General features: G+C 36.4%; 28 protein-coding genes and 1 pseudogene. 21 read left to right on the plus strand and 8 right to left on the minus strand.

Annotation, left to right across the window (positions count from 1 at the left end):
- Positions 1-20: 20 nt before the first annotated feature.
- The 14 genes and pseudogenes from AC22L0_RS01575 (at position 21) to AC22L0_RS01640 (ending at position 13,621) form a co-directional block, all read left to right on the plus strand.
- Positions 21-998: pseudogene (locus AC22L0_RS01575) on the plus strand (ring-cleaving dioxygenase).
- A 256-nt stretch (positions 999-1,254) separates the two neighbouring features.
- Entirely contained in the window at positions 1,255-2,343 is a 1,089-nt protein-coding gene (locus AC22L0_RS01580) for a response regulator aspartate phosphatase (RefSeq protein WP_000500592.1), read from the plus strand.
- A complete protein-coding gene (locus AC22L0_RS01585; protein WP_001227132.1) occupies positions 2,343-2,534 on the plus strand; it encodes a hypothetical protein in 192 nt (63 codons plus the stop codon). The genes AC22L0_RS01580 and AC22L0_RS01585 overlap by 1 nt, the downstream gene beginning before the upstream one ends.
- 240 nt (positions 2,535-2,774) lie before the next feature.
- Complete coding sequence (locus AC22L0_RS01590; protein ID WP_487272094.1) at positions 2,775-3,647, plus strand: alpha/beta fold hydrolase; 873 nt, start codon at positions 2,775-2,777, stop codon at positions 3,645-3,647.
- Positions 3,648-3,725: 78 nt separating this feature from the next.
- Entirely contained in the window at positions 3,726-3,926 is a 201-nt protein-coding gene (locus AC22L0_RS01595) for a sporulation YhaL family protein (RefSeq protein ID WP_000449223.1), read from the plus strand.
- 397 nt (positions 3,927-4,323) lie between these two features.
- A complete protein-coding gene (locus tag AC22L0_RS01600) occupies positions 4,324-4,989 on the plus strand; it encodes a DUF7018 domain-containing (lipo)protein (RefSeq protein ID WP_000644831.1) in 666 nt (221 codons plus the stop codon).
- Between the two features lie 358 nt (positions 4,990-5,347).
- Positions 5,348-6,544 (plus strand): oxalate decarboxylase family bicupin, encoded by a 1,197-nt coding sequence (locus AC22L0_RS01605; protein ID WP_139894355.1) that lies wholly within the window; start codon positions 5,348-5,350, stop codon positions 6,542-6,544.
- A 384-nt stretch (positions 6,545-6,928) separates the two neighbouring features.
- The gene (locus AC22L0_RS01610; RefSeq protein WP_087966171.1) at positions 6,929-7,378 is read left to right on the plus strand and encodes a helix-turn-helix domain-containing protein; all 450 of its coding nucleotides are present in this window, start codon (positions 6,929-6,931) and stop codon (positions 7,376-7,378) included.
- Between the two features lie 97 nt (positions 7,379-7,475).
- Positions 7,476-8,036: a glycerol uptake operon antiterminator GlpP gene (glpP, locus tag AC22L0_RS01615; protein ID WP_087966170.1), complete on the plus strand. Its 561-nt coding sequence runs from the start codon at positions 7,476-7,478 to the stop codon at positions 8,034-8,036.
- Between the two features lie 226 nt (positions 8,037-8,262).
- Positions 8,263-9,084 (plus strand): glycerol uptake facilitator protein GlpF, encoded by an 822-nt coding sequence (glpF, locus tag AC22L0_RS01620; RefSeq protein ID WP_001272195.1) that lies wholly within the window; start codon positions 8,263-8,265, stop codon positions 9,082-9,084.
- Between the two features lie 13 nt (positions 9,085-9,097).
- Positions 9,098-10,588, plus strand: coding sequence for a glycerol kinase GlpK (gene glpK, locus AC22L0_RS01625; protein ID WP_000760008.1), 1,491 nt, complete (start codon positions 9,098-9,100; stop codon positions 10,586-10,588).
- Positions 10,589-10,721: 133 nt separating this feature from the next.
- Positions 10,722-12,404: an aerobic glycerol-3-phosphate dehydrogenase gene (gene glpD / locus AC22L0_RS01630; protein WP_487272096.1), complete on the plus strand. Its 1,683-nt coding sequence runs from the start codon at positions 10,722-10,724 to the stop codon at positions 12,402-12,404.
- Between the two features lie 118 nt (positions 12,405-12,522).
- Positions 12,523-12,855 (plus strand): PadR family transcriptional regulator, encoded by a 333-nt coding sequence (locus tag AC22L0_RS01635; RefSeq protein ID WP_000356630.1) that lies wholly within the window; start codon positions 12,523-12,525, stop codon positions 12,853-12,855.
- Entirely contained in the window at positions 12,848-13,621 is a 774-nt protein-coding gene (locus AC22L0_RS01640) for a VanZ family protein (protein WP_001288383.1), read from the plus strand. The genes AC22L0_RS01635 and AC22L0_RS01640 overlap by 8 nt, the downstream gene beginning before the upstream one ends.
- 424 nt (positions 13,622-14,045) lie before the next feature.
- Here AC22L0_RS01640 and AC22L0_RS01645 read toward each other — a convergent pair whose 3' ends face one another.
- Positions 14,046-14,201, minus strand: a complete 156-nt coding sequence (locus AC22L0_RS01645) for a hypothetical protein (RefSeq protein WP_000469930.1) — start codon at positions 14,199-14,201, stop codon at positions 14,046-14,048.
- A 289-nt stretch (positions 14,202-14,490) separates the two neighbouring features.
- Here AC22L0_RS01645 and AC22L0_RS01650 point away from each other — a divergent pair, with 289 nt between their 5' ends.
- Genes AC22L0_RS01650 through AC22L0_RS01660 form a run of 3 tightly spaced genes read left to right on the plus strand, consistent with a single transcriptional unit; the run spans position 14,491 to position 16,697 of the window.
- Positions 14,491-15,024: a sigma-70 family RNA polymerase sigma factor gene (locus AC22L0_RS01650; RefSeq protein WP_097814071.1), complete on the plus strand. Its 534-nt coding sequence runs from the start codon at positions 14,491-14,493 to the stop codon at positions 15,022-15,024.
- Positions 15,025-15,028: 4 nt separating this feature from the next.
- Positions 15,029-15,436: a PadR family transcriptional regulator gene (locus tag AC22L0_RS01655; RefSeq protein ID WP_000390151.1), complete on the plus strand. Its 408-nt coding sequence runs from the start codon at positions 15,029-15,031 to the stop codon at positions 15,434-15,436.
- Between the two features lie 7 nt (positions 15,437-15,443).
- Complete coding sequence (locus tag AC22L0_RS01660) at positions 15,444-16,697, plus strand: FtsW/RodA/SpoVE family cell cycle protein (RefSeq protein ID WP_139894357.1); 1,254 nt, start codon at positions 15,444-15,446, stop codon at positions 16,695-16,697.
- A gap of 4 nt (positions 16,698-16,701) precedes the next feature.
- On the opposite strand, the gene helD is transcribed toward AC22L0_RS01660, so the two are convergent.
- The 3 genes from helD to AC22L0_RS01675 form a co-directional block, all read right to left on the minus strand.
- Entirely contained in the window at positions 16,702-19,038 is a 2,337-nt protein-coding gene (gene helD, locus AC22L0_RS01665) for an RNA polymerase recycling motor HelD (protein ID WP_139894358.1), read from the minus strand.
- A gap of 434 nt (positions 19,039-19,472) precedes the next feature.
- Positions 19,473-20,342, minus strand: coding sequence for a peptidylprolyl isomerase PrsA (gene prsA / locus AC22L0_RS01670; RefSeq protein WP_098507855.1), 870 nt, complete (start codon positions 20,340-20,342; stop codon positions 19,473-19,475).
- Between the two features lie 423 nt (positions 20,343-20,765).
- The gene (locus AC22L0_RS01675) at positions 20,766-20,960 is read right to left on the minus strand and encodes a hypothetical protein (protein ID WP_000172690.1); all 195 of its coding nucleotides are present in this window, start codon (positions 20,958-20,960) and stop codon (positions 20,766-20,768) included.
- 115 nt (positions 20,961-21,075) lie between these two features.
- On the opposite strand from AC22L0_RS01675, the gene AC22L0_RS01680 reads away from it, so the two are divergent.
- Positions 21,076-21,411 (plus strand): DUF1878 family protein, encoded by a 336-nt coding sequence (locus tag AC22L0_RS01680; RefSeq protein ID WP_000383655.1) that lies wholly within the window; start codon positions 21,076-21,078, stop codon positions 21,409-21,411.
- A gap of 5 nt (positions 21,412-21,416) precedes the next feature.
- On the opposite strand, the gene AC22L0_RS01685 is transcribed toward AC22L0_RS01680, so the two are convergent.
- The 3 genes from AC22L0_RS01685 to AC22L0_RS01695 form a co-directional block, all read right to left on the minus strand.
- Positions 21,417-21,974 (minus strand): HTH-type transcriptional regulator Hpr, encoded by a 558-nt coding sequence (locus tag AC22L0_RS01685; RefSeq protein WP_000834924.1) that lies wholly within the window; start codon positions 21,972-21,974, stop codon positions 21,417-21,419.
- Positions 21,975-22,273: 299 nt separating this feature from the next.
- Positions 22,274-22,636: a YtxH domain-containing protein gene (locus AC22L0_RS01690; RefSeq protein WP_000030302.1), complete on the minus strand. Its 363-nt coding sequence runs from the start codon at positions 22,634-22,636 to the stop codon at positions 22,274-22,276.
- 179 nt (positions 22,637-22,815) lie between these two features.
- The gene (locus tag AC22L0_RS01695) at positions 22,816-23,250 is read right to left on the minus strand and encodes an HIT family protein (protein WP_001016835.1); all 435 of its coding nucleotides are present in this window, start codon (positions 23,248-23,250) and stop codon (positions 22,816-22,818) included.
- Between the two features lie 562 nt (positions 23,251-23,812).
- On the opposite strand from AC22L0_RS01695, the gene ecsA reads away from it, so the two are divergent.
- From ecsA to ecsC, 3 genes are read left to right on the plus strand one after another with little or no spacing between them, the layout of a single operon-like run.
- On the plus strand, positions 23,813-24,556 hold the full coding sequence (gene ecsA, locus AC22L0_RS01700) for an ABC transporter ATP-binding protein EcsA (RefSeq protein ID WP_001292603.1): 744 nt from the start codon (positions 23,813-23,815) through the stop codon (positions 24,554-24,556).
- Positions 24,549-25,760: an ABC transporter permease EcsB gene (gene ecsB, locus AC22L0_RS01705; RefSeq protein WP_098607468.1), complete on the plus strand. Its 1,212-nt coding sequence runs from the start codon at positions 24,549-24,551 to the stop codon at positions 25,758-25,760. Before ecsA ends, ecsB begins: the two co-directional genes overlap by 8 nt.
- 13 nt (positions 25,761-25,773) lie before the next feature.
- Positions 25,774-26,481 (plus strand): ecs operon protein EcsC, encoded by a 708-nt coding sequence (gene ecsC, locus AC22L0_RS01710; protein WP_000634143.1) that lies wholly within the window; start codon positions 25,774-25,776, stop codon positions 26,479-26,481.
- 40 nt (positions 26,482-26,521) lie between these two features.
- Here ecsC and AC22L0_RS01715 read toward each other — a convergent pair whose 3' ends face one another.
- Positions 26,522-26,665, minus strand: coding sequence for a YjcZ family sporulation protein (locus AC22L0_RS01715; RefSeq protein WP_000522760.1), 144 nt, complete (start codon positions 26,663-26,665; stop codon positions 26,522-26,524).
- Positions 26,666-26,710 lie beyond the last annotated feature (45 nt).

The raw sequence follows: 26,710 nt of genomic DNA on the forward strand, positions 1-26,710 counted from the left end.
AACCATTGGAGGAATATAAAATGAACCAATTAAAAGGAATTCACCACGTTACAGCGATTACAAGTAGTGCAGAAAAAAACTATGAGTTTTTCACTCACGTTTTAGGAATGCGTTTAGTTAAAAAAACAGTAAACTAAGATGACATTCAAACGTATCATTTATTCTTTGCAGATGATAAAGGTAGTGCAGGAACAGATATGACATTCTTTGACTTCCCAGGTATTCCAAAAGGAGTACACGGTACGAATGAAATTTCAAAAACTTCATTCCGAGTGCCAACTGATGCAGCGTTAGCATATTGGGTGAAACGTTTTGACCGTCTTGAAGTAGAACATACAGGAATTAAAGAGCAATTTGGTAAGAAAATTCTTTCTTTCGTTGACTTTGATGACCAACACTATCAATTAATCTCAGATGAACTTGATAAAGGGATTGAATCAGGTACACCATGGCAAAACGGACCAGTTCCATTAGAATATGCAATTACTGGTTTAGGGCCTGTATTCATCCGTATTGCAAACTTTAGTTTCTTCAAAGAAGTGTTAGAAAAAGTTTTATTATTTAAAGAGGTTGCGCAAGAAGGAGAATTCTATTTATTTGAAGTGAATAAAGGTGGAAACGGTGCTTCTGTCATTGTAGAACATAATACGGTTCTTCCAGAAGCACGACAAGGTTTTGGTACGGTTCACCATGCTGCATTCCGCGTAGAAGATCGCGCTGTATTAGAAGAATGGATTGAGAGAATCAGTAGCGTTGGACTTCCTTCATCTGGCTATGTAGACCGTCACTTCTTCGAATCATTATACGCAAGAGTTGCACCACAAATCTTATTTGAATTTGCAACAGACGGCCCAGGATTTATGGGAGATGAGCCATACGAAACACTTGGCGAAAAATTATCTTTACCTCCATTCCTAGAGCCAAAACGTGAAGAAATTGAAAAATTAGTTCGTCCAATTGATACAGTGAGAAGTACGAAGGAATTTATTAAAGAGTAAAAATAGAGATAGTAAGTAGGAGAGCAAGTAGTTTTAGCGGAGTGCTGGAACTACTTGCTTTTTTATTTATCCTAGTAAGTTTTCTGACAATTATTTCTCAAGTTATTAAAAAGGAAAACTTTGGTATAATTAATTAAAATATTAAATTTTCTGATAATTATTTTTCAATGCATAGAAAAGGAGTGGTAATATACAATTTTAATAATTGTATAAAAATCCTAATTTTGTAATTTTGGAGAAAAGGGGATGCGAGTGTATGGGAGCAGATGTAGTAACGCGGGAGCAAATGAAACATTCTTTAGATGATTGGTATCGTGTAATGTTGCAGCAAAATATAGAGAAGGCCACGGAAATGAAAGAGGAGATTGAAAGTAAGATTAGTGGGTTGGACGTGGATCAGGATGTATTGCTTTATCATGCGTTGTTGAATTTTAGATATGGTGCATTAGTTGATTGGATTGGGGTTAGAGAAGATAGTTTTGATAAAGTAGAATCTTTTGAAATCCCGGCAGAAGGTGTTCTAGCTTATTACTATCACTTTTTTAAAGGGTTTCATTGCACATTAATTTCAAATTATAATGAAGCGAAAGAACAGTATGAGCAAGCTGAGAAGTTATTGAAATATATTGCCGATCCGATAGAACATGCGGAGTTTCATTATCGTTATGGATATCTTTATAACCAATCATATCAACAAATGTTAGCGATTGATCAAATAAAAACAGCAAAAGAGTTTTTTTTAAAACAACCAGGTTATGAGATTAATCTTGCGTTGTGCGAGAATATGTTAGGGTTGTGTTATATTGATTTACAACAATTCGAGTTCGCTGAAGAAACATTTAATACAGCATTGAATGTTTTCCAACAAGTTAATCATGAAAAATATATATTAATGGTTAGAAATAATTTAGGTTTATTGTACGCGAATCAAAATTTATCTGAGTTAGCTATCCGTCACTTATCAGAAGTAACAAAGAAATCTCCTAATCATTTTCGAGCACTATACTTGGAATCAGACGAATACCTAAAACTAAATGAATTAGAAAAAGCAGAGTCGTTAATAAATAAAGGGTTACGTATTTGTAATCAGTTAAAAAATCAAGAGTATCAATACCGATTCATGATTTTAAATAAAATGAATGCGACTACTGGTGAGTTTGAAAATGTTATTTTAGATGCGATTTCTTATTTTGAAAAAGAAGAATTATTTGATTGTATTCAAGAGTATACGGAACGCTTAGCAGATAAATTTTATTATGAAAACAATCATGAAAAATCTAGCGAATATTATCATATGAGTAAAGAAGCAAGAAAAAAACAAATGATAAAAGGAGCGTTAAAATAATGAGAAAAATTGTATTAACGGTAATAGGGTTCGCATTTACTTTATCTCTAGGATTTCATGATTTTAATTCAGTTGCACTTAATAAAGGAGATGGTGGCGGAGCACCAGCAAGACCAGACTACGTTAACATTGGTGACACAGGCGGAGCACCAGCAGATAATAAAGGCGACGGCGGAGTAAGCCAACTATAATAACAAAGAAAGGGACTTCAACATGAAGTCCCTTTTTCTATTTTCAGGCCATGTAGAGAAAAGAATTGACTTACTTTAAATCTGTAACTATAATAGTTACAGAATAACCATTAGTAATAGAAGTGAGTTATATTTTTTTAGTATAATTGTAACTGTTTTAGTTACAATTAAAAAGAGAACATAAAATAACCAAAAAATGTAAAAACTTTAAATAGCAACTCAAGAAAGGAGACGGGAACTTTGAAACGGTTTAAGTTTTATTTGATTAGCGGTATTGTGCTTGTTTTGCTTATCGTATGTAACTTCGTTGATAAGCCGATTGCGAAGGTTGAAGAAGTGAAAGATACTGTTATGATGAAGCTGAATACGAAAGAGAGTATGGCGCAAATTGATGGGCAGACGATTTATTTTAAGCAAATTGGTGAGGGGAAACCTCCGTTACTCATGTTGCATGGGTTTGGTGGTTCTTCTGATGGGTTTAGTGATATTTATCCGGAACTAGTGCGAGATCATACGATTATTGCGGTTGATATTTTAGGATTTGGGCGTTCTTCTAAGCCAGTTGATTTTCAGTATTCGTTTCCTGCGCAAGTGAATTTATATTATAAGTTAATGAAGAAGCTCGGATACGATCAGTTTGCGGTACTTGGTCATTCGATGGGCGGAGAGATGTCTCTCAATTTAGCGTATTTATATCCGGATGCAGTGACGCATCTCATCTTGGCGGATTCTACAGGGATAGAGTCTTTCCAGCAAAAAGAAAGTTATGAAGTACCACCGCTATCGACGGACTTACAAACTGTAACTGAGATTACGAAGTATAATAAAAATGAAGTAAAAAATAGTCGTGATGATAAAGAGCATTATGATCAGCTTACGAAAATGCGAGAGCGCCGCATTGTGATGGAAGCTGATAAAATTAAGGTACCGACTTTAATTATATGGGGACGACATGATAAGAGTGTTTCGTGGAAAAATGGTGAACTGTATCATCGGCTATTTGCAAATAGTACGTTTCATATTATTGAAAAAGGATACCACGCACCGTTTCGTCAGGAACCAATTGAGTTTATGGAATATGTACAAGCATTTTTCGCGAAGCATCCACAATAAAAATTTTAAGCATAAATCCACTTCTTTCCTCATAAAGTGAAACTAATAAGGCTTGTCTAAGGAAAGGAATGAAGTGATTTGGAAACTTTACCATGGTGGGTGTATCTTGTAATTGTCGGGATTGTACTAAGTGGCTACATGGTTTTATATACTTCGAAAAAAGAGCAAGATATGGATAATGAGTTTATCGAAAAAGAAGGCGAAGTATATATGAAGCGTTTAGAAGAAGAGCGTGAGAAACGTAATCAGGATAGTGATAAAGATTCGGTATTGCTTTAATAGAAATTTTGAAAGGTTACCACTTAGTAGAAATTATTGCCTAGGTGGTAGCTTTTTTCTTTTGAGGGAGCGGTATATGGTTCATCCACAATCTAGATAGTAGAAGATAAGGAAAGATACTATTTTTTCCTTAAGCCGAGAAGTTAACAATTTATTGTTAGCTTCTTTTCTTTGTGATTAAAATTTTCTTTTCGTTTAGTAAATTTCCTTTTAAAAACTACATAAATCCCTTTGACCAAATATGTAATTCTTTGTAAAATCTTATATATGGAAAGATTATGAATATACAGGGAATCTATGGATAGTAGATTTTAATAAATTATTCGGGGGGAATTTATTAGTTAAGTATATTAACTTGTTTGCACTACATTTTACAAATAAAGGGGTATTAGTAATCATGAAAGCAAAGAAATTAGTAAGTTTAGCGTTACCAGTTATGTTATTGAGTGGTTGTATTACAATTGAAACTGATGGTAAGAAAGCTGAACCAAAGAAAGAAGAAACGCAAAAGGTAGAGAAAGAGAATAAGACTTCTGAAAAAGAGAGTAAGTCAACTGATGGCAAGAAAGAGGATAGCTTATCTGTAGCGAAAGGTGAAGGTACAAACAGTAGTTCATCAAGTAGTCAACCAAGTTCTTCTTCAAATAATTCAACTTCTTCTAGTTCTTCAACTGGTAAGGTAACTGGTTCAGATGTTGAAAGGTACAAGGCAGATATCATAAATAGTGCTACTCAAATTGAAAATACAATGAAATTAATTGAAGGAATAGCAGATTCAGACGTAAAATCATACAAACAAAAGAAAAGTGAAGTACAACTGAGTTTAGGTGGAGCAAAGGCAACTGCAACGAAACTGAAGAATCTACAAGCGCCTCCAGAGTTACAGGGAGAACAGGCGAAGATAAAGCAGTCGATGGAACTGTATGCGGATTGTTTTCAACTTCTCTTTGATGCATTGGACCAAGAAGACGAAAGTAAAATGCATCAATCAGTAAGTAAAGCACAAGAAGGTTCGAAACTGTTTGAAGAGGCAGCGAAGAGTATCGGTAGTAAAACCAACTAAGAATAAATTATTTTAAGAGGTACTTGTGGGTGCAGTTGGTGCAAGTGAAGAGTTAGGAATTAGTTATGGGAACACATTACAAATTTATCAAATGGACGATAATGTTCGTATTCGATATATAAAACAATAAATAATTGGTGAAAAACTCTGTAATAAATTTTACAGGGTTTTTTGTTAGTTCTAGTTTATTTTTTGTCTTCCTAAGCGCTAAGCATACTAGTATAAGTTGAGAAATGAACAAAACGATAATGATAGGCAGATGATGTAACTCCATAGTAACTGTAACCATCTAAAGCCCAATTCATACACTATGATGGAGGCTTTTTACTTACTAATCGGATGAAAAAGGAGTGTAATCATGAAGAAACGTACTGTTAATGAAGCGGGAGGGAATGTGCCACAACCAATCCGCAGCGACGGAGCAGGTGCGATTGATTCTGGACCTCGTAATGTTATGCGGGATATTCAAAATCCGAATATGCTTGTTCCGCCTATAACGGATGCAGGGTTAGTTCCTAACTTGAAGTTTTCATTCTCGGACACTTCTATGATTTTGAAACAAGGCGGGTGGTCTCGGGAGATTACTGCTCGGGAACTACCGGTTTCGACGACGATTGCGGGAGTAAATATGAGTTTAACGGCCGGTGGAGTACGAGAACTACATTGGCATAAAGAAGCGGAATGGGCGTATATGCTTTTAGGACGGGCGCGCATAACGGCTGTTGATCAAAATGGGCGTAATTTTATTGCTGATGTTGGACCAGGTGATCTTTGGTATTTTCCGCCTGGTATTCCGCATTCCATTCAAGGATTGGAACATTGTGAATTTCTACTCGTTTTCGATGATGGGCATTTTTCTGATTTATCTACTTTAGCTATTTCTGATTGGTTTGCGCATACGCCAAAAGAAGTGTTGTCGGCTAATTTCGGAGTACCTGAGAGTGCTTTTCGTTCTATTCCTTCAGATCAAGTTTATATTTATCAAGGAGAGGTGCCAGGTTCGCTTGAAAGTCAGGAAATTCAATCGCCGAAAGGAGAAGTTCCTTTAACATTTAAACATGAATTGTTAAAACAAAAGTCGATTAAGACGCCTGGTGGTAGCGTTCGAATTGTAGATTCTACAAATTTCCCTATTTCCAAAACAATCGCAGCAGCGCTCGTTGAGGTTGAGCCTGGTGGAATGAGAGAACTTCATTGGCACCCGAATAATGATGAATGGCAATATTATTTGACAGGGGAAGCGAGAATGACTGTGTTTCTTGGAAATGGTACCGCTCGTACATTTGATTATAGAGCTGGCGATGTCGGATATGTACCGTTTGCGACGGGGCATTATATTCAAAATACAGGTACCGAAACATTATGGTTTTTAGAGATGTTCAGAAGTAATCGTTTTGAAGATGTATCGTTAAATCAATGGATGGCACTGACTCCTAAAGAAATAGTGGAGAGTAATATACATGTTGGCCCGCAAGTAATGGATTCCCTGCGTAAGGAGAAGAGGCCTGTTGTGAAATATCCGGGGTTTTCATATAGTCCGAAAAATGATGAGTAAAAATGAAAATTTGCGTTATTCTTTCTGGAGACTGATAAGAAGGGATGGCGTATTTTTTATGCCTAATCTAGTCTTTATCCCGCTATTTGCCGGGCAGTAAGACCCCACCTCAAAATTCAGCGGAATCAAAGAAGTTAGGTGGGGGGCGGGCTGTCCGTAAAAGCCCGATTAGTGAGGGCTGATTAAAGTTTCACTTTATTAATATCCGTCCCTTGTATTATTGTTCGGGAAATTATTATTGGAGCATAGTATAGGGGAGATACATATAAAAGAGCGCCATTATAAGCTGTAACGCATAAGTTGCACAGGAAATGCAACGATAACTAGCTTTACTCTTCATCATTTATTTGAACATAATGGGTATAGAGAGGTGATAAACACAGTATGATTTTTAGTGAGCATTTAAAAGAAGAAAGGGAAAAAAGAAATTGGTCACAAAATGATTTGGCTGAAAAACTTCATGTGAGTAGGCAATCTGTTTCGAAATGGGAGACGGGAAAGAACTATCCGAGCATTGAAATTATTATTCATTTAAGTGATTTGTTCGGTATTACAATTGATGAATTGCTAAGGGGTGATGAAGAATTGACGCAGAAAGTAATTGAAGATGGTAAGCAATTGGCGTATCCAAAATGGAAGGTGTTTTTTGATAGTCTATTTATGATAGGGGTATTTTTGTTTATTGCAAAAATCGTTGTATGGATGCTAAATAAGTTTGCAGGAGCAAGTATTACAATTGTAGCAGATGCGCCATATGTAATGAATCTTTTACCCCTTGCATTCATGATTATAGGTGGTATGGGATCGGATAAGTTGAAGAAAATATATAGATAGAGGAAAGATTTGAAAGAAATCCCCTACACTAGCTGTTCTTTTCACTTAAATTGTGTACTATAAAGGATAGGATGACATAAAGAAGGGGATATAGAGAATGGAATTTCATGAACAGAAAATTTTGCCGGCAGTGAGGCAAATTAAAGATTTGGAAAAGCTATTACATAGTTCGTATGAATATATCGTTATTTTAGATATTCATGTCGGTCAATTGAAGAGTGTTATATCACTTGCGAAGCAATATTGTAAAAAGGTGTTTTTACATGTGGATTTAATTCATGGTTTGCAGAGTGATGGGCATGCGACGGAATATTTATGTCAGGAGTTTAGACCGTACGGGTTACTTTCAACAAAGGCGAGCGTTATTATGAAGGCGAAGCAAAAAGGTGTTGTGGCAATACAACGCATCTTTTTAATCGATTCGAGTGCGATGGAGAAGAGCTGCAATCTTTTAGATAAGACGAAACCGGATTATATTGAGGTACTTCCTGGAGCAATGACGGACGTTATCGCTGAAGTGAAAGAGCGTACTGGTGTACCGATTTTAGCGGGTGGTTTTATTCGTACTGTAGAAGATGTGGAAAGAGCTTTAAACGCTGGTGCGACAGCAATTACGACATCAAAACGCGAACTATGGAAACATTACCAAAAAAAGTGACGAAAATGTGAATTTTTTCATTGACACCGCTTTCATTTACGGTTAACATTATAGACAAGTTAATAAACGTGACGGAGAAAAGTAGAGATCCACATTTCATTGTTTCTATATAAATTTATATAGAAGCGTGCAAGCTGTGGGTCTTTTTCTTTTGACAAAAACGAATGGCCATTCATTTTACCTCTATCACATTTGGAAGCGTTTAAATTGATTGTGGAGGGATACTATGTCAGCATTTTTAGGAGAGTTAATAGGGACTGCGTTGTTAATCGTACTTGGTGGCGGCGTTTGTGCTGGTGTAAGTTTAAAGAAATCGTTTGCGAAAGATTCAGGTTGGATTGTTATTACAATGGGCTGGGGCTTAGCAGTAGCGGTTGCAGCGTATGCGGTTGGTTCAATTAGTGGGGCACATTTGAATCCAGCTTTAACAATAGGATTAGCATTTAAGGGAGCGTTCCCATGGAGTGACGTACCAGGTTATATCGCAGCACAAATGATTGGGGCAATTATCGGGGCAGTTATCGTATATTTACATTACTTACCACACTGGAAAGAAACAGAAGATCCAGGAACAAAGTTAGGTGTATTTGCAACAGGTCCAGCAATTCCGAACACATTTGCAAACCTTTTAAGTGAAATGATTGGAACATTCGTTTTAGTATTTGGTATATTAGCAATTGGTGCAAATAAATTTGCAGATGGATTAAATCCATTTATCGTAGGTTTCTTAATTGTAAGTATTGGTTTATCATTAGGTGGGACAACAGGATACGCAATTAACCCAGCACGTGATTTAGGTCCGCGTATCGCACACTTCTTCCTTCCGATTGCAGGAAAAGGCGGTTCAAACTGGAAGTATGCATGGATTCCAGTAGTTGGTCCAATTTTAGGTGGATCACTTGCAGGTTTATTCCATCAAGTTGTATTTGAAGGAAAACAAAATTCAGCACTTATTTATGTGATTATCGCAACTGTGATTGTACTAGCAATCTCTTATATGACAAGTAAAAAAAGCGGAAGCAATACAAATAGTAGAAAAGTAGCATAAGGGGGAAACCGATATGAAAAAATATATTCTTTCATTAGACCAAGGAACAACAAGCTCACGCGCAATTTTATTCAATAAAAAAGGTGAAATTGTTCATTCAGCTCAAAAAGAGTTTACACAACATTTTCCAAAGCCGGGCTGGGTAGAGCATAATGCGCAAGAAATTTGGGGATCTATTTTAGCAGTTATCGCAACTTGCTTAAGCGAAGCAGATGTAAAACCAGAACAAATCGCTGGTATCGGTATTACGAATCAACGTGAAACAACGGTTGTCTGGGATAAAACAACTAGTAAACCAATTTACAACGCAATTGTATGGCAATCTCGCCAAACAGCTGAAATTTGTGATGAGTTAAAAGAAAAAGGTTATAGCGAAATGGTTCGCGAAAAAACAGGTCTTTTAATTGATGCATACTTCTCTGGTACGAAAGTAAAATGGATTTTAGATAACGTTGAAGGTGCAAGAGAAAAAGCAGAAAACGGCGATCTATTATTCGGAACAATTGATTCGTGGCTTGTATGGAAACTATCTGGTGGTAAAGCACACGTAACAGATTACTCAAACGCATCACGTACGTTAATGTTTAACATTCACGACTTACAGTGGGATGATGAGCTTCTAGAAATGTTAACAATACCAAAGAGCATGCTTCCAGAAGTACGTCCATCATCTGAAATTTACGGAGAAACAATTGATTACCACTTCTTCGGTCAAAATGTACCGATTGCAGGTGTAGCTGGTGACCAACAAGCAGCATTATTTGGACAAGCTTGTTTCGGTGAAGGTATGGCGAAAAATACTTACGGAACTGGTTGCTTCATGTTAATGAACACAGGTGAAAAAGCAGTAGCTTCTGAGCACGGTCTATTAACAACAATTGCATGGGGAATAGATGGTAAAGTAAACTACGCATTAGAAGGAAGTATTTTCGTAGCAGGTTCTGCAATTCAGTGGTTACGTGACGGAATGCGCATGTTTAAAGATGCAAGTGAGAGTGAAGTGTATGCGAGTCGCGTTGAATCAACTGATGGTGTATACGTTGTACCAGCATTCGTTGGACTAGGAACACCTTATTGGGATAGTGAAGTACGTGGCGCTATGTTTGGTGTAACGCGTGGTACGACGAAAGAGCACTTCATTCGTGCAACGCTAGAATCTTTAGCTTACCAAACGAAAGATGTATTATGCGCAATGGAAGCAGATTCAGGTATTGAACTGAAAACATTACGCGTTGATGGCGGAGCAGTTAAAAATAACTTCTTAATGAAGTTCCAAAGTGATATTTTAGATGTTCCTGTAGAGCGTCCAGTAATCAATGAAACAACGGCTCTAGGTGCAGCATACTTAGCTGGTCTTGCGGTTGGATATTGGAAAAACCAAGATGAAATTAAAGAACAGTGGCATATGGACAAACGCTTTGAACCAACGATGGAAGCGAAAACAAGCGAAGAGCTATATGCTGGATGGAAAAAAGCAATTGAAGCAACAAAAGCTTTCAAATAATCATAAACAGTGTTATAATGGTGACAAGTTAATAATTCGGTAGGAGATTTGGAGAGACCGCAACGCGCTATAGAGGCGAAATCTATAGCGGAGTTTGTGGTCTCTTTTTTCGTTATCAAAGGGAGGAATTACCATGAAATTTTCAAGTAAACAACGTAAAGACGTATTAAACGGAGTAAATAAACAAGAGTTAGATGTGATCGTAATTGGTGGAGGTATTACTGGTTCTGGTATTGCATTAGATGGAGCAACACGCGGGTTATCAACAATTGTGTTTGAAATGCAGGACTTTGCAGCAGGTACATCAAGTCGTTCAACGAAACTTGTACACGGTGGTCTACGTTATTTAAAACAACTTGAAGTGAAAATGGTAGCAGAAGTAGGTAAAGAGCGTGCGATCGTATATGAGAACGGTCCCCATGTAACAACACCAGAGTGGATGTTACTTCCATTCCATACAGGCGGTACGTTTGGATCATTTAGTACATCAATTGGTCTTCGTGTATACGACTTCTTAGCAGGTGTAAAACGAAGCGAGCGCAGAAAAATGTTTAACCGTGAAGAAACGCTGAAGAAAGAGCCTCTTGTAAAACAAGAAGGATTAAAAGGCGGCGGTTACTACGTAGAATATCGTACAGACGATGCGCGTCTTACAATTGAAGTAATGAAAGAAGCAATTGAACGCGGTGCAAAAGCTGTTAACTACGCAAAAGTAGACAGTTTCTTATATAAAGATGGAAAAGTATGCGGTGTACGTGTAATCGATTTACTAGACGGAGAAGTATACGAAGTTTACGGTAAGAAAATTGTAAACGCAGCTGGCCCTTGGGTAGATACACTTCGTGAAAAAGATAACTCGAAAAAAGGAAAAGTACTTCAGTTATCAAAAGGTGTTCACTTAGTAATTGACCAAAAACGTTTCCCATTAGGTCAAGCGATTTACTTCGATACACCAGATAAACGTATGGTGTTCGCGATTCCTCGCGGCGGAAAAACTTATGTAGGTACAACAGATACGTTCTACGATAAAGACGCAGCTGTACCACAAATGACAACAGAAGATCGCACATACATCATTAATGCGATTAACTACATGTTCCCAAGCGTGAAAATTACAGAGAAAGACATTGAATCAAGCTGGGCTGGTGTACGTCCGTTAATTTATGAAGAGGGTAAGAGTGCATCTGAAATTTCTCGTAAAGACGAAATTTGGACTTCTGAATCTGGTTTAATTACAATCGCAGGTGGTAAATTAACAGGATACCGCAAAATGGCTGAAATGGTAGTAGACTACGTAACGAACTTACTACAAAAAGAAGGTCATAGCGCATATCCGAAGAGCGACACGAAACATATGCCAATCTCTGGTGGACATGTAGATGGTTCACACGGATTCCCAGCATTCGTTGCGAAAAAAGCTGGCGAAGGTACGAAATATGGTTTAACAACAGCACAAGCAGAAGAATTCGCGAAATTCTACGGTTCTAACGTTGACGTACTATTTGACTTAGCGAAAAAACATAAAGACGAAGCGAAAGAATACAACATGCCGCTAGACGTTCTAATCCCACTTGTATACGCAATGGATTACGAAATGACAGCAAAACCAGTTGACTTCTTCGTACGCCGCAGAGGTGCTGTATTCTTCAACATCCACTGGGTATACGAGTGGAAAGAAGCAGTAATCAACTACATGGCTGCGAAACTAGGCTGGAGCAAAGAAGAGCAAATGAAATACACAGCAGAACTAGAAAAAGCATTAACAGACGCTGTAATTCCTGTAGATCAACAAGAACAGGCAGCTGCGTTAGCGTAAAATAGAGAACTACCTGAAGGGGAGCCCTTTAGGTGGTTCTTTTTTTATGGAATATTCTTCTAACTATATTGCATAACGACATATGTTGTTATACGATGTATATAAGGTGGTGGTATTGTTGGACAAAGAAATCTTGAAGGGAAGTATAGATATTTTATTACTTTCTATCATTGCAAAACGTGATACATATGGATATGAAATAGCTCAAAGTTTAAAGGATGCAAGTGAAGATTTGTATAGTATGGGGCAGGGAACTTTGTATCCTGCTTTAAAGAGATTAGAGAAAAAGGAGTTTCTTGAATCTTATTGGAATGAATCTGAGAATGGGATGAAAAGGAAATTCTATACTATTACAGATAAAGGGAAAAAAGAATTGCAGAAGAAAGTGAATTCTTGGGAGAGTGTAACAGCATTAATTCAAGCTTGTCAGAAAGGAGTTATTTATGAGTGAATTTGATGAGTATATTAAGTCTATTTTAGCCTATTCAGAACTTAGTGATATTGAACAGGATGAGTTATTTCTAGAAATGTATGATCACTTGAACAGCTTGAAAGAAGAATATATGGAACAAGGTATGAATGAAAAAGAAGCGATTTATAAAGCAATTCAAAGTTTTGGAGAATCAAAAGTTATTGGCGTAGAGATTAATAAATCGGTATACGAAGTTCCTAGACCATTAAAGGTATTATCAAAAATTTTATGTATTCCTTATATAATCATTTGTTTTATTGTCTTTTTAGGAACGTTTATTTCAACTTCTACATTTGACTCTGTTCGCAGTTTGACAGGTGGGACTGTCTATCATCCCATTGAATTTTGGCAGCAATTTTTACATATATCTGATTTAGAAACGTTATTACAACTTTTTGGAATAACACTTTGGCAAGTTAAAGATTTTATTGCACATCCAGGTCCTTGGGGAAACTCAACTTATTGGTTAAGTGTTTTACAACATATAATATTAGTAGTTCCATTCGGATTTTTCGTTCCAGTGCTGATTAATAAAGTGACTAACTATAAGAAAGCTCGTAAGTGGTATGTTATGACCTTTCTTGTTTGGGAGATATTACATTTACTAACTTTGTCTGATGTTTTTGATGTGTGGCGGATTGCTATAAATATGCTCGGTGCGTCGGTAGGATATCTTTTATTTATAAGCATGATACAAATAGATAATAAATTTAGGATAATGCGCAAGAAGATATTTGAAAATTAGCTTGCTATTCTGTAGTTTAAATTATACAAATTTAGTTTGATGGTAATAGAGTATTGCTGAAAACATAAGTGCTATATAGTGAGAGGATTTTTTATATTCGTAATAGGTGTTGTTCCTTGTTTACTCATACTGTTATGAAGCGGGTATATAATCCGTCTTTATTGGTGCTATAAATGATGAGAGCGGCACAGCTGAACTTGAAAAAGTCTAGCTGCGTTAGCGTAAAATAGAGAACTACCTGAAGGGGAGCCCTTTAGGTAGTTTTTCTCTTGACTAAAAATAAATAAAATGTGTTACAATGATGATAGAGTATGTAGTGTGAATTTTGCATAAAATAAAAAAGACAGAAGCCTGAGAAACTTCTGCCTTGTGTAACCTAACTTGCTATTGTGGTGGTAGTAGGTGCGGTTATAAGACAATTACATTAACGTTTTAGCCGAGAACCGCCCTTACCTTTTCCACGAAGCAGGGTGGTTCTCGCTTTTTTGTATACAGAAATTAGCCACGGACCGACGTATCTTCTACCGATGACAACGCCAGCTCCGGTTAGGATACCATACACTAATTTAATTATAAACATCGCGATTATATTATCACCTCCCCCCTTTTTTCAAAATGGAAGAGATGATTGCCACACCTACTAGTTATAGCTTATTAAGTTACATTTTAATTGTATTATGTTTTAAAATAGGGAACAAGATATATGGATGAAAATTCCTGTTTTTAAGCAGAGCATTAGTGTCAGGGGACAAGAAGTAAATAAATATTCATAAAAAAACGGTATGGACATTACCATCCGTATTTTTTTATACATTTATAAAACTTTTCCATACAGTGCGTCGTCTAATATATGGGAAGGAGGAAATGATGTGGATGAATTAACGATAGAAGCGTTTGAAATAGAAGATAAGGAGGACCTTATCGACGAAATAATGAACAAGTATGGACAAGAAGTCCTGCAGCTTGTGTATTCGTATGTGAATAATAAAGAGGTTGCGGAGGATTTAACGCAAGATATATTCGTGAAATGTTATAAATCTCTTCATACATATAAAGGGAAATCGAATGTGAAAACGTGGTTATGGAGAATTGCGATTAATCAATGTAAGGACTATATAAAAAGTTGGTATAACAAAAAGGTAATCGTTACAGAGGATGAATTTGCGTATATTGGGATTCAAAATGATAGTGTCGAACAAACTGTCATTCAAAATGCGGAGGATAGTAGGTTGGCTTCTGCGGTAATGAGTTTACCGATAAAATATCGAGAAGTCATTTATCTATTTTATTATGAAGAATTATCAATTAAAGAGATTGCTATAGTAATAGACGTAAAGGAAAATACGATAAAAACGAGACTGAAAAAAGCGAAGGAACTTTTGAAGAAAGGATTGGAGGGATAATCAAATGGAAGATCGATTAAAAGGCTTGCGAAAATCAATGGAGAACACAACGTTTAAACATTTGAGTTTTTCTGATCAGCACCAGAAGCAGGTGCGCGAAAAAATTAAGCAATCGTCCGAAAAGGAAGAAGATATCCTTTTAGCAGTGTTACAACTTCTTATGAATGAAAAAACGGGTTATGAATTGATGCAGTTGCTAAGAGGGAGAGGGATTCAAAAATTCGAAGGTGGTGAAGGGTCTCTATACACTTTATTACATCGTCTAGAACAAAATCGATTTATCCAATCTAGCTGGGATCACGCGGGAGCTAAATATTATCAATTAAATGATAAAGGAAATAAAATGCTGCGAAAGGCAGAGAAGAATGCTACGAAGGCACGATTTATATTAAAAGGATTAGTACAGGAGTGAGAAAAAATTGAGCAAAAAAGGGGAGCGTTTTTTAAAAGAAGTTACGAACCATATTAAATCAAAAGAAGCAAAGGACTTGGTGGCAACAGAACTAGACTTTCACTTGAAACAGACGAAGAATATGTGGATAGAGAAAGGCTTAAGTGAGGAAGTTGCTGAAGATAAGGCTGTTGAACAAATGGGAAGTCCAATTAAGCTTGGCCAGGAACTTAATAAACTACATAAGCCAAAGGTTGATTGGTTCTTAATTGGTTTATTAGTGGCTGCGATGGGGCTAGGATTTTTGCCAGTTATAGCGCTTGGACATGCTGACTTATTAATGAATAAGGTGATATTTGTAATTCTCGGTGTTACAACAGCGATTGGGATGATGCTATTTGATTATCGGAAGTTAGAGAGACTCGGGTGGCTGTTTTATACAATTGGTGTACTTATCTTGTTAATGATAAAGTGTTTTCCGACTGCTTTTTTGAATGGTGAGCCATTAATGAAAATTGGTTCCATCATAATTGACTGTCTAATGACAATACCATTCTTCCTTCTAGCCTGGGCTTCTTTTTTCAATAACAGTAGATTAAAGTTTATACATCTTCTCATGTTGTATTTATTTTCTTTATATTTATTTCTAACTACATCAACTCTTTTACCACTGTTCATCTATATCACGATGGTATTTGTTATGCTTTGGTGGAGTAAGCTAGGAAAGAAAACGGCCTGGCTCATTACAATGTTACCGATTTGTTTCTTTATTATTAGGGATTTATTTTCCTGGTCTGCCGTAAAAGAATACCGGATAGCTAGAATTTTAGGGTTTTTAAACCCAGAGCATGATCAATGGTATTTACGTTTAAAAGAGGCAATGGCATCGGCAGGTTGGTTTGGTACATATGGAAATATAAAGTCTATCCCTGCTACTCATACTGATTTTGTATTTGCAAGTTTGACTTACTATTATGGATATGTGCTTGCGCTAGTTCTTGTCTTGATTTTGTCTCTTTTTGCAGTAAGAATAATGAATATAGCTTATAAAATAAATGATGGTTATGGTAAATTACTCCTCGTTGGTGGAGTAACTCTTTTTGTATTCCATTTCGTTTATAACGTTGGCATGATTCTTGGGATATTACCACGTGTTTCTATATCATTACCCTTTATTAGTTACGGCTTGATACCAACTCTGTTTCATGCATTTATAATGGGGATTGTGCTGAGTGTATATCGTCGTAAAGATATGTCGTTTAGAATGAGAAAAACACCTTGAATCATCAAGGTGTTTTCGTTATAAGCTCAAAACTCTCCGAATCAGCCCCAAGCACAAAAGGACTAACCTCGCCAACGCTATAAAGTTGTAATTCATGCATTGCGCGCGTACAAGCAGTGTAGAATAATCTACGAACACTCTCGTCACTATATACATCTTTAGAAGCATCGTAAATAATAACAGCATCAAATTCAATACCTTTCGCTAAGTAAGCAGGGATTACGACAATGCCTTGCTCATACTCGGCTGAGTTACTCTTCACGAGTTTAATATTATCGATATGATTAAGTGCTTCGTATGCAGCTGCGCTTTCAGCTGCAGATTTACATATAATTGCGATCGTATTGTGCTGCTCTTTTTGTAGTTCAGCAACTTTGGCAGTAATACGTTCGTGCAGTTCGTTGACATTCGATACTTTCGTCACTGTAGGTTTCTCGCCGTCACGTTCAAAGGCGTGAATGTTCTTGCCTTCCGGTACGAGAGCACGTGTAAATTCAATAATCGGTTTTGTTGAGCGGTAGCTACGAGTTAAGTTAATGCCGTTTGTTTCGTCTGGACCGTATAAATTTGTAAGTGTATCGAAATTAACCGTTTCACTCGCATGAGCAAATATCGCTTGGTTAAAGTCTCCGAGTACCGTCATTCTTGCGGCAGGGAAGAGACGTTTTAAAAACTCGAACTGAAACGGAGAATAATCTTGCGCTTCGTCTACGAGTACGTGTTTAATCGATCTGTTCGTTTGGAAGCCTTCAATTAATTCTTTTAAAAGTAAGAATGGAGTCGCATCCTCGTAATATAGTTTTCCTTCATCAAGCATGTTTACTGTTAAGGAGCAAATGTCATCCCACTCTTTCGGTTTTTTCTCAGTAACCCATGATGCATCTGTGAAGAGTTGTTTATATATGCCTGTGAAATTGATAAAGCGTAATGTTTGAACGCCTTTACGCAGTGGCTTCAATTTTTTACGGACAATCATACGTCCAAGTACTCTCGTTTCTTTTTCAAAATCATGAAAGGAGTTGTCGTCAAACTCTCCTTTTTTCTGCAAATATTTATAAGCTTTTTGGTATTCATCTTTACTAAGTAATTCAATTTCTTCTTCTACCCAAGGCTTTTTCAGTTCTGCTTTTTCAAGTGCATCTATTTGCTTATTTAGCCAATCCGTTAACTTCTCAATTCGACTATGGAAGCGGAGGGAGGAGTCGGTATTGTAAAATTGTTCTGTAATTTCTTTCGCAGAAACAATCAGTTTTCCTCTAAATTTCATTCCTCTAAATAGCATGCCTGAAGATTCAAGAGATTGTCTGTACGCTCTAATCATCTCGAAAAATTGAGTGGATGCTTTAAATCGGATGCTCGCATTTCTCGTTTTATAGGTAGGATTATTCGTTTCAGTTAACATATATTCTAATTGTTCATAAGGATCTTCAACTTCAAATGACTTACTTAGTCTATGATTTAAATATTCTTGGAATGTAACTTGCTGCATATTTTCTTCACCGAGTTCAGGTAGTACGTTAGAAACGTAGCTATTGAACATAGAGTTAGGAGAGAAGAGAATAATTTGATCTGCTTTTAGCCATTCGCGATATTTATATAGTAAGTAGGCGATTCGTTGCAATGCAGCTGATGTTTTACCACTACCAGCGGCTCCTTGCACGATAAGGAGTCGGCCTTCATCGTGACGGATAATTTTATTTTGCTCGCGCTGAATCGTAGCAACGATGCTTTGCATATGTTTGTTCGTGCCTTTTCCAAGCGCTTGTTGCAAGATTTCATCACCAATTGTAAGGCTCGTATCGAACATAGAATCAATCTCGCCATTTTGAATAATGTATTGTAATTTTTTCTCCACATTACCGTGGATTACGCCGCCTGGTGTACTGTATTCAGCAGGTCCTGGTGGATAATCGTAGTACACACTCGAAATAGGTGCGCGCCAGTCATATATAAGGAAGTTTTCTCCGCTTGCATCAGTAAGTGTAGCGACGCCGATATAAATTTGATCCGCGGCAGATTCTCCTTCTTCTTTGAAATCAATTCGTCCGAAATAAGGTGCTTTATGCATACGTCTTAATGCGGCAAGTCGATTAAAGGTGTGCTTATGGGTAATTTGTGTGACAGCTAGTGACTGAGCTTGTTGTCTTAAGTTGATAACTGTTTCAAGATAATCATCGAAAGTATCAGTATTCACTTTCACGTCATCCCAAAAGTGTTTACGAATATTGATTACTTCTGCTCGGCGTCTGCCAGTTTCATTTTCCAGTTTATCAATTTGCTCCGTAATTGTCTCGATTACGGTATCCAATCTTTTTTGCTCTAGATCAAGTTTTTTGTTCATACGGTAAGCACTCCTTTAAAAGTGAAAAATAGAGGTTGACTGAAGATGTGTTTTGGTGTAAAATTAAGATACGGATAAATACGTTCCTTTTGTTTTATAAAACGTGTTTCTGTTCTAATTTAACATAGTTTTTTCATTTAATCAATGATAATAAGATAAACCTTGGTTCTACGTGGCGTGGATCAAGGTTTTTTTGTGTTTGAAGAGGAGTCACGCTTGTTGTCGTTTTTTGTCGGTAAGTCGATATATTTCGAAAATCGCTGATATAATTGGAGTTGCGCTGATATATTTTGAAAATCGCCGATATAATTGGAGTTGCGGTCGATATATTTGAAAAATCGCCGATATAATTTCATTTACCGAATCTAGATTAACTACTGGGAGAAGAGGAGATAAAAAAAGCTCGGGCCGAAGCCCAAGCTTTTTTTACTTCATTATTTCTTTTCGTCTTTCTTATCGTCAGCTTTTTTCTCTTCGAAAAGATCTTTTAAATCTTTATCGTCAACTTTTACGTCAGCTTTTTTGATTTCTTTCATCATAAGATCGTTCATAAATTGAGCATCTTGTGTTTTTTCTTGAACTAGTGATTTTTTAATATCAGCTTTTGCTTTATCGAAATTTGCATCTGCGTGATTATCAGTTACTTTGATGATATGGTAACCGAATTGTGTTTTTACAGGTTCGCTTACTTCACCTTTTTTCAACTTTTGAGCTGCTTCTTCAAATTCTTTTACCATTTTCCCTGGTCCGAAGAATCCTAAGTCGCCACCTTTTTCTTTTGAGCCTGTATCTTCAGAGTATTGTTTTGCTAATTCTTCGAAAGATTTACCTTGAGCAAGTTCATCTTTTACCTTTTTAGCAGTTTCTTCATCTTTTACAAGGATATGACTTGCTTTAATTTCTTTTTTATAATCCTCGAATTTTGCTTTTACATCTTTATCAGTAATCGATTGTTCAACCGCTTTTTCTTGAGCTAATTGAGCACGCACACTATTTTTAATAGTTTCTTCTTTAATACCTTGTTGTTTCATTAGTGTATCGAATTGATCACCGTATTGTTTTTTCATTTCATCGAACTTTTTGTCTACATCTTTGTCTTCAACTTTGTAGTTTTTAATAAGTACTTTTTCCATAACCATGTTGTTTAGTACTTGTTTACCAGCTTGTGTCTTCATTTGATCGTAGAATTCTTCTTTTGTAATGTCACCAGCTTTAGATGTAACAATTTTGTCTGATGATGATGTTCCACATGCTGATAATGCGATTACACTTGTTGCGGCTAAGGCAAGCATAGCTTTCTTCATTCAATAAACACTCCTACTATTATGTATTTTTAATTTATCCTACACCGATGAATTTTAGTTCATAAGAGCCCGATTAAGTCTCACTGATACTTTTGCTTTTTTATATTGGTAAAGCGCGCTTAACAGGGCTTACCGTGGCTGAGGATAAAGTTTTGATGAATGTTTTGTTCTATAGTATAAGCAATATGTACAAAATTTAATATATCATATTTCGAACCGTTTTCATATTGATAAAGAAAAATTAACCAGCACGTGTCAGATTTTGAAAGTGTGCCATATTGGGCGTATGCCGCATATACAGAATAGAGGAGGGGATGGGGATGAATTCTCAACTTATTTTATTACTTGTACTGTTTATTTTATTGGTTATTGTAGGTATAATTTGCTTATAGAGGAAAAAAGTGAGGAAGGGGCTTTCCTTCCTCACTTTCCATGAAATATAATTTCTATATAACTAGAAATTAATAAAATTGTTATACATACATTAATAACCCGAAAGACACCGGGCTGGCGGCTCGCAGCTATTTGTTTTCGTTCACACAGTGTATGTGTCATGAAATTCGTGTAAAATATAACAAGAAGTGCGAATGCGACAAAAACAACTGTTATAAGTGTCATGAGGCGAGACCTCCTTTTGGCTAAAATACATATACATATATTGTATCACACGATATTTTGTTCGTGTTACAAAATTCAGAAATAGAAGACTTTGTGTTAGAAAGTGAGGGAGAAAATGGACGTTGTTAGAAGATTAGAACAAGCTGAATACTATGTAGACCTATTATTTAAAATGATTGATGAAGAGAAGTGTCCATTTTATTCTTTGATCATAAAGAAAAAAGCTCGTAAAAAAGATATTGAACGTATACTAAATCTTTGTGAAAAACTGAACGAGCAATATGTAGTGGAGAAAGCAGAAGGGCTTCTTTTGTTCGATGCGCTGTTAGATCAATTTGAAAAAGCGCTTCCACATCAGCTCGAAGTACACGAAACTGCGGAAGCGCTAGCAAAACAAGGTTTATTTAAGCCGCTTATGAATGAATTCTTAAGCATGATTGCGAAAAAATAAATAGATTATTTCTTAACTAACTTTTGATCGGATTCTGTAAAGTTCTCTTCAATATCTTCTAATGATTTCTCAAAAATATCGATAAAGTCTTGTCCGTAAATGTTACGCAGGATTGCAATCAGTTCGATATTTTCTGGGAACTTCCCATAAAAATTACGAAGTGCAAGAGCCCCATTAAACACTGAATTATTTTCAGGATCATACTCTTCCATTAAGCGAAGTAGTAATTCTTCCCCTTTGTCTGTAATTTCAATGTACGTATTTCGTTTATCATCTTCCTTTTTTGAGAATACAAGATAGCCGCGTTCTTCCAGCTTTTTCGAGAAGTTAAACGCTGTTGATACGTGCATAACTCCAAACTTAGCAATCTCAGAAATAGAAGCCCCTTTTAAATGATAAGCGATTGTTAAAATATGATGTTCATTAATATTTAAATCGTAAGGTTTAATCCACTGCTGCCAATCTTTCTCTACACATTTCCATAACGCTTTCGATAATTGAGCAATGCGTTGGCTGAAAATCATCGCTTCTTTTACCGAGTAATCTTTTTCTCCACTTTTCATTTACTCACCCACTTTAACATTCTTTTTTCATTACTATCTATTATGCCAGTAAAATAAAAATTAATAAAGTCTTTTTGTGAGAATTGTGAAAATTTTTCGGAAAAATGACATTCTATACAAATCATGCATAACTATGGAAGCGTTTTATGAGTCGTGAATACATACGTTGTCCTTACATGTTAAGTGATAACATATATTGTAAATGCATAAAAACACGGCATATCTATACGATATGCCGTGTCAAGGTCAATTTATATAAAAAATATTTGTTATATGCAAAAAACTAAGCAGGAATTTGTTTACGCTTTTTCTGGAACAGCTTCTTGTAGTTTCTCAATTGACTTTTGGATGTCCAAAATTTCTTTCTCAATATGGCGCTTGTTTTGAGAAATATCTTGCTTCCAGTTAGAAAGCGTGTCTTGCATGTCATCTTTTAATTCTTGAAACACTTCTTTACCTTCTGAAGCAGTTTCAACAATTTGACGCTTTAATAATTTCGTATCAGCTGTAATATCAGCTAAAGTCTTTTTAATATCATTTCCTTTTTCTTTTAACTTGCCGCGCATGTCTTTACCAGAAGAAGGAGTTGAGAAAAGAACAGCTAGTCCAGCAACTGCTCCGCCGCAAATAACACCTGTAATAAAGGATTTAGCTTTTGACATAAAAGGAGACCTCCTTATTTTTTGTTCGTATTCATGATGGGAAAAATATGCATATCTTTCTTATATGTGCTATGCACAAACAATCATCCCTGAGCATTTTAAGTAAAGAAACAAGCCATGCGGAATTTGATGACTTCAGGGAAGTGGCTTGTTATGTATTACGCCTTCTTATAGTGTCATTATTTCACACTATTTGCAATTGTACTTGCGATGTTTTGTAAATTTTCCATAGTGTATTCATTTTGATGTGATTTCCAAACAGCACCGAAACCATCTTTTTCACCGTAGCGTGGAATTAAATGAAGGTGGAAGTGGAACACAGTTTGTCCAGCTTTTTCACCGTTATTGTTAAGTAGGTTAAAGCCAACTGGATTAAACTCTGCTTTAATCGCATTTGCGATTTTTGGAACGACAGAAAAAATGTGTGATGCGATTTCTGGCGTTAGCGCAAAAATGTCTTGTTTGTGAACTTTCGGAATAACAAGAGTATGTCCTTTTGTTACTTGACTAATATCTAAAAATGCAAGCACATGTTCATCTTCGTATACTTTTGAGCAAGGGATTTGCCCGTCAATGATTTTACAAAAAATACAATTGTCTGCTGTATGATTCATTGATCTCATCCTTTCAAATATCCTTAGCCGTATTTTACCATAATTACATAAGAGAACAAACACGAAAAACAGGAAGCTGACTCAGCTTCCTGTTTTCTGAAGAGGGATTGAAAAAGCATTATCGTAATTTACGTTTCGCAGACACCTCATTTATTTAAGAAATGCACGGTAAATCGGCTAAAGTTTCTGCCGTAGACACCCCATTTTCAAGTGAAATGAATTGCAATCTTTTTTAAAATGAAATTGTTTATTTTTTAAAACAGTATATGCTCTTTCAGAGACACCCCGTTTCGAAAATGAAACAAATGATCTGGTTATGTGTAAATTTCATTGTCCAACTTGGACACCCCATTTCATGATGACTTCACTATGTTGTTGTACTCATCAATTGGTGGTTGCTTTTTCAATGTGTTCCTTCTTCAATAATTATGATGTCCGCTTTCGGAAAAATATATGCTAATAAATTTAAAAATTTTTTTTGAGTACATGGATACTATGTAGTACAGCATAATTTTTGGTAAGATGAATATAGAATGAATACTAATGAAGAAAGTGGTGTCGTATGAGCGAGTTATTGCGTGTAGAAAATGTTACAGGAGGATATACGAAACGACCTGTATTAAAAGACGTTTCGTTCTCTGTTAATAAAGGCGAACTTGTCGGCTTAATCGGTTTAAATGGAGCTGGTAAAAGTACGACGATTAAACATATTATCGGTTTAATGGAACCGAAAAAAGGAACTGTCACAATTAATGGGAAAACAATTCGTGATGATATGACAGCGTACCGTTCTAGCTTTTCATTCATTCCGGAAACGCCAGTATTATATGATGAATTAACGTTAGAAGAGCATTTGAAATTAACAGCTATGGCGTATGGCGTTGATGAAAAACAATATGAAGAACGTGTAGGACAACTACTACAAGAGTTTCGTATGAAAAATCGTTTAAAATGGTTTCCATCTCATTTCTCAAAAGGAATGAAACAAAAAGTAATGATTATGAGCGCATTTTTAGTGGAGCCATCTCTTTACATAGTAGATGAACCTTTCGTTGGATTAGATCCGTTAGCGATTCAATCCCTTCTTCAAATGATGGACCAAATGAAAAAGAGTGGTGCCGGTATTTTAATGAGCACACATATTTTAGCGACGGCAGAGCGTTATTGTGATTCGTTCATTATTTTGCATCAAGGTGAAGTAAGAGCGAAGGGAACGCTATCTGAACTGCAATCACAGTTTAATATGCCAGGTGCAACGTTAGATGATATTTACATCGCGCTAACAAAGGAAGAAGATTATGAATAGCACAGCGTTATGGAAAGAACGATTTCGTCACTTTCTAAAAGAAGTTCGTACATATAGTAAATACGTATTTAATGATCATTTGAAATTTATTTTCGTGTTCATCATTGGTGCGGGAGCGTATTATTACCAGCAATGGTTACAAACGTTAACACCTTCGTTTCCGGCGGCGCTCGTAATGGCAGTATTAATTGGACTCGTGTTAACGGCTGGATCCATTCAAACATTATTAAAAGAAGCGGATCTCGTTTACTTACTGCCAGTTGAAGAAAAGTTAAAACCTTACTTCACAAAGGCATTTCTTTTTACATTTATGATTCAGTTATACATAATCGCAATCGTAGCAGCTGCGCTTGCTCCGTTATACTTCCAACAAATGAAGCAAACAGGAGCGGCTTACATATGGATTGGACTCGCGTTTGTTATCGTAAAAGCGTGGAACTTATTCGTAGCGTGGGAAAAGTCATTTTTAACAGATCAAAATATACAAAGAGCTGATTGGTTCATTCGTTTCATTTTAAACGGCTTATTTGTTTATTTCCTTGTAGAGCGTACTTCGGTTATGTTTATTGGCGGAACCGTCCTTCTCATGGTGTTATACCTCGTAGTACTGCATCAAATGGTGAAGGGAAAGCCGCTAAACTGGGAGTATTTAATTTCTGAAGAAGGTAAGAAGATGATGCTACTGTACCGCATTGCGAATATGTTCGTTGATGTACCAGCATTAAAAGAAAGAGTAGCACGGAGAAAATGGCTCGATTTCATTCTTTCGATGATTGGTGAAAAGCGTACCTATTTATACTTATATACGAGAACATTTTTACGATCTGGTAACTATTTCGGTTTATATGTGCGTTTGCTCGCTCTTGGAGGAGTTATTTTGTACTTCATTCCGTTTTTATATGGACGATTTATCGTAAGCCTTATTTTCCTATACTTAATCGGTTATCAGCTCTTAACTTTATGGAAACATCACCGCATGAAGATTTGGCTTGATTTGTATCCGGTAGGGGGAGAAGAGAAGAAGAAAGACTTTCTTACTTTATTAAACGCGATTCTAATCATAGGGAGCGTAATCTTTACAGTTATATTTGCACTAGCAACGAAAGATTTCATGATGACAGGAATTTTACTTATCGTAAGCATATTATTTAGTATCGGTTTTGTTTACCAATACGGGGCGAAGCGCATTGAGCGTTTAAATTGAAAGGAATGAACCTATGATTACATACGAAGAGAAGGTTATAAAAGAATTGGAGCAGTGGAAAGCTACATTCATGAAAGATTCTTCTATGATGACACGGTTCTCCAAAAAAGTGCAGACGAAAGTGCAACAGCTCATTCCGGCGAAAGTACAAAAGGTACTAACAGAGACGATTCGTATGATGGTGCAAACGATCAGCGCCGGGTCAAACTTTATAAAGCCGAAGCTAAAAGAGACGACATGGTCATTGCAAAGACGAGACGATGAAGTACGTAAAAAAATGGATGAGTACAAAAAAATAGCAGCGGCAGAAGGAGCAGGGACGGGGGCTGGCGGTATTCTCCTCGGTCTTGCTGACTTTCCGCTTCTACTTACAATTAAAATTAAATTTTTATTCGATGCAGCAACGTTGTACGGATTTGATACGAGTAAACAAGAAGAGCGTCTTTTTATCCTTCACGTTTTTCAGCTTGCCTTTTCAAGTGACAATCACCGAAAAGAAATATGGAAAGCAATTGAAACGTGGGATACAGAAAAAGAAAATCATATGGACTGGGAAAAGTTCCAAACAGAATACCGAGACTATATCGATTTAGCAAAAATGCTTCAGCTCGTCCCGGTAATCGGTGCCCCAGTCGGCGCATATGCGAACTATCAATTGCTGCAAAGACTTGGAGAAGTGACGATGAATTGTTATCGTATGCGATTGCTGAATAGGGATTAAAAAGAAGGCGTCCTACATGTGTAACGTAGGACGCCTTTTCTTAGAAGCCAAGTCCGATATAGCTAACTCCAACTATAATCAATACGATAAAAAGTACAATGATTAATGAAAATCCGCTCTTACCAGCTTGTCCTGCTTCACCGCCGCCATTACCACCACTACCGCCATTACCGCCAAGTCCCATATGATATCCTCCTTATTGTTATATGTTGCTTTTACTTTATAACTT

It is taken from the genome of Bacillus sp. LQ01 (assembly GCF_057624735.1).

What these genes read in the sequence shown, in the direction of transcription:
- AC22L0_RS01580 (WP_000500592.1), top strand. Translation starts at nt 1,255, where the DNA reads ATGGGAGCAGATGTAGTAACGCGGGAGCAAATGAAACATTCTTTAGAT.
- AC22L0_RS01585 (WP_001227132.1), top strand. Translation starts at nt 2,343, where the DNA reads ATGAGAAAAATTGTATTAACGGTAATAGGGTTCGCATTTACTTTATCT.
- AC22L0_RS01600 (WP_000644831.1), top strand. Translation starts at nt 4,324, where the DNA reads ATGAAAGCAAAGAAATTAGTAAGTTTAGCGTTACCAGTTATGTTATTG.
- AC22L0_RS01605 (WP_139894355.1), top strand. Translation starts at nt 5,348, where the DNA reads ATGAAGAAACGTACTGTTAATGAAGCGGGAGGGAATGTGCCACAACCA.
- AC22L0_RS01610 (WP_087966171.1), top strand. Translation starts at nt 6,929, where the DNA reads ATGATTTTTAGTGAGCATTTAAAAGAAGAAAGGGAAAAAAGAAATTGG.
- glpP (WP_087966170.1), top strand. Translation starts at nt 7,476, where the DNA reads ATGGAATTTCATGAACAGAAAATTTTGCCGGCAGTGAGGCAAATTAAA.
- glpF (WP_001272195.1), top strand. Translation starts at nt 8,263, where the DNA reads ATGTCAGCATTTTTAGGAGAGTTAATAGGGACTGCGTTGTTAATCGTA.
- glpK (WP_000760008.1), top strand. Translation starts at nt 9,098, where the DNA reads ATGAAAAAATATATTCTTTCATTAGACCAAGGAACAACAAGCTCACGC.
- glpD (WP_487272096.1), top strand. Translation starts at nt 10,722, where the DNA reads ATGAAATTTTCAAGTAAACAACGTAAAGACGTATTAAACGGAGTAAAT.
- AC22L0_RS01640 (WP_001288383.1), top strand. Translation starts at nt 12,848, where the DNA reads ATGAGTGAATTTGATGAGTATATTAAGTCTATTTTAGCCTATTCAGAA.
- AC22L0_RS01645 (WP_000469930.1), bottom strand. Translation starts at nt 14,201, where the DNA reads ATGTTTATAATTAAATTAGTGTATGGTATCCTAACCGGAGCTGGCGTT.
- AC22L0_RS01655 (WP_000390151.1), top strand. Translation starts at nt 15,029, where the DNA reads ATGGAAGATCGATTAAAAGGCTTGCGAAAATCAATGGAGAACACAACG.
- helD (WP_139894358.1), bottom strand. Translation starts at nt 19,038, where the DNA reads ATGAACAAAAAACTTGATCTAGAGCAAAAAAGATTGGATACCGTAATC.
- prsA (WP_098507855.1), bottom strand. Translation starts at nt 20,342, where the DNA reads ATGAAGAAAGCTATGCTTGCCTTAGCCGCAACAAGTGTAATCGCATTA.
- AC22L0_RS01675 (WP_000172690.1), bottom strand. Translation starts at nt 20,960, where the DNA reads ATGACACTTATAACAGTTGTTTTTGTCGCATTCGCACTTCTTGTTATA.
- AC22L0_RS01680 (WP_000383655.1), top strand. Translation starts at nt 21,076, where the DNA reads ATGGACGTTGTTAGAAGATTAGAACAAGCTGAATACTATGTAGACCTA.
- AC22L0_RS01685 (WP_000834924.1), bottom strand. Translation starts at nt 21,974, where the DNA reads ATGAAAAGTGGAGAAAAAGATTACTCGGTAAAAGAAGCGATGATTTTC.
- AC22L0_RS01690 (WP_000030302.1), bottom strand. Translation starts at nt 22,636, where the DNA reads ATGTCAAAAGCTAAATCCTTTATTACAGGTGTTATTTGCGGCGGAGCA.
- AC22L0_RS01695 (WP_001016835.1), bottom strand. Translation starts at nt 23,250, where the DNA reads ATGAATCATACAGCAGACAATTGTATTTTTTGTAAAATCATTGACGGG.
- ecsA (WP_001292603.1), top strand. Translation starts at nt 23,813, where the DNA reads ATGAGCGAGTTATTGCGTGTAGAAAATGTTACAGGAGGATATACGAAA.
- ecsB (WP_098607468.1), top strand. Translation starts at nt 24,549, where the DNA reads ATGAATAGCACAGCGTTATGGAAAGAACGATTTCGTCACTTTCTAAAA.
- ecsC (WP_000634143.1), top strand. Translation starts at nt 25,774, where the DNA reads ATGATTACATACGAAGAGAAGGTTATAAAAGAATTGGAGCAGTGGAAA.
- AC22L0_RS01715 (WP_000522760.1), bottom strand. Translation starts at nt 26,665, where the DNA reads ATGGGACTTGGCGGTAATGGCGGTAGTGGTGGTAATGGCGGCGGTGAA.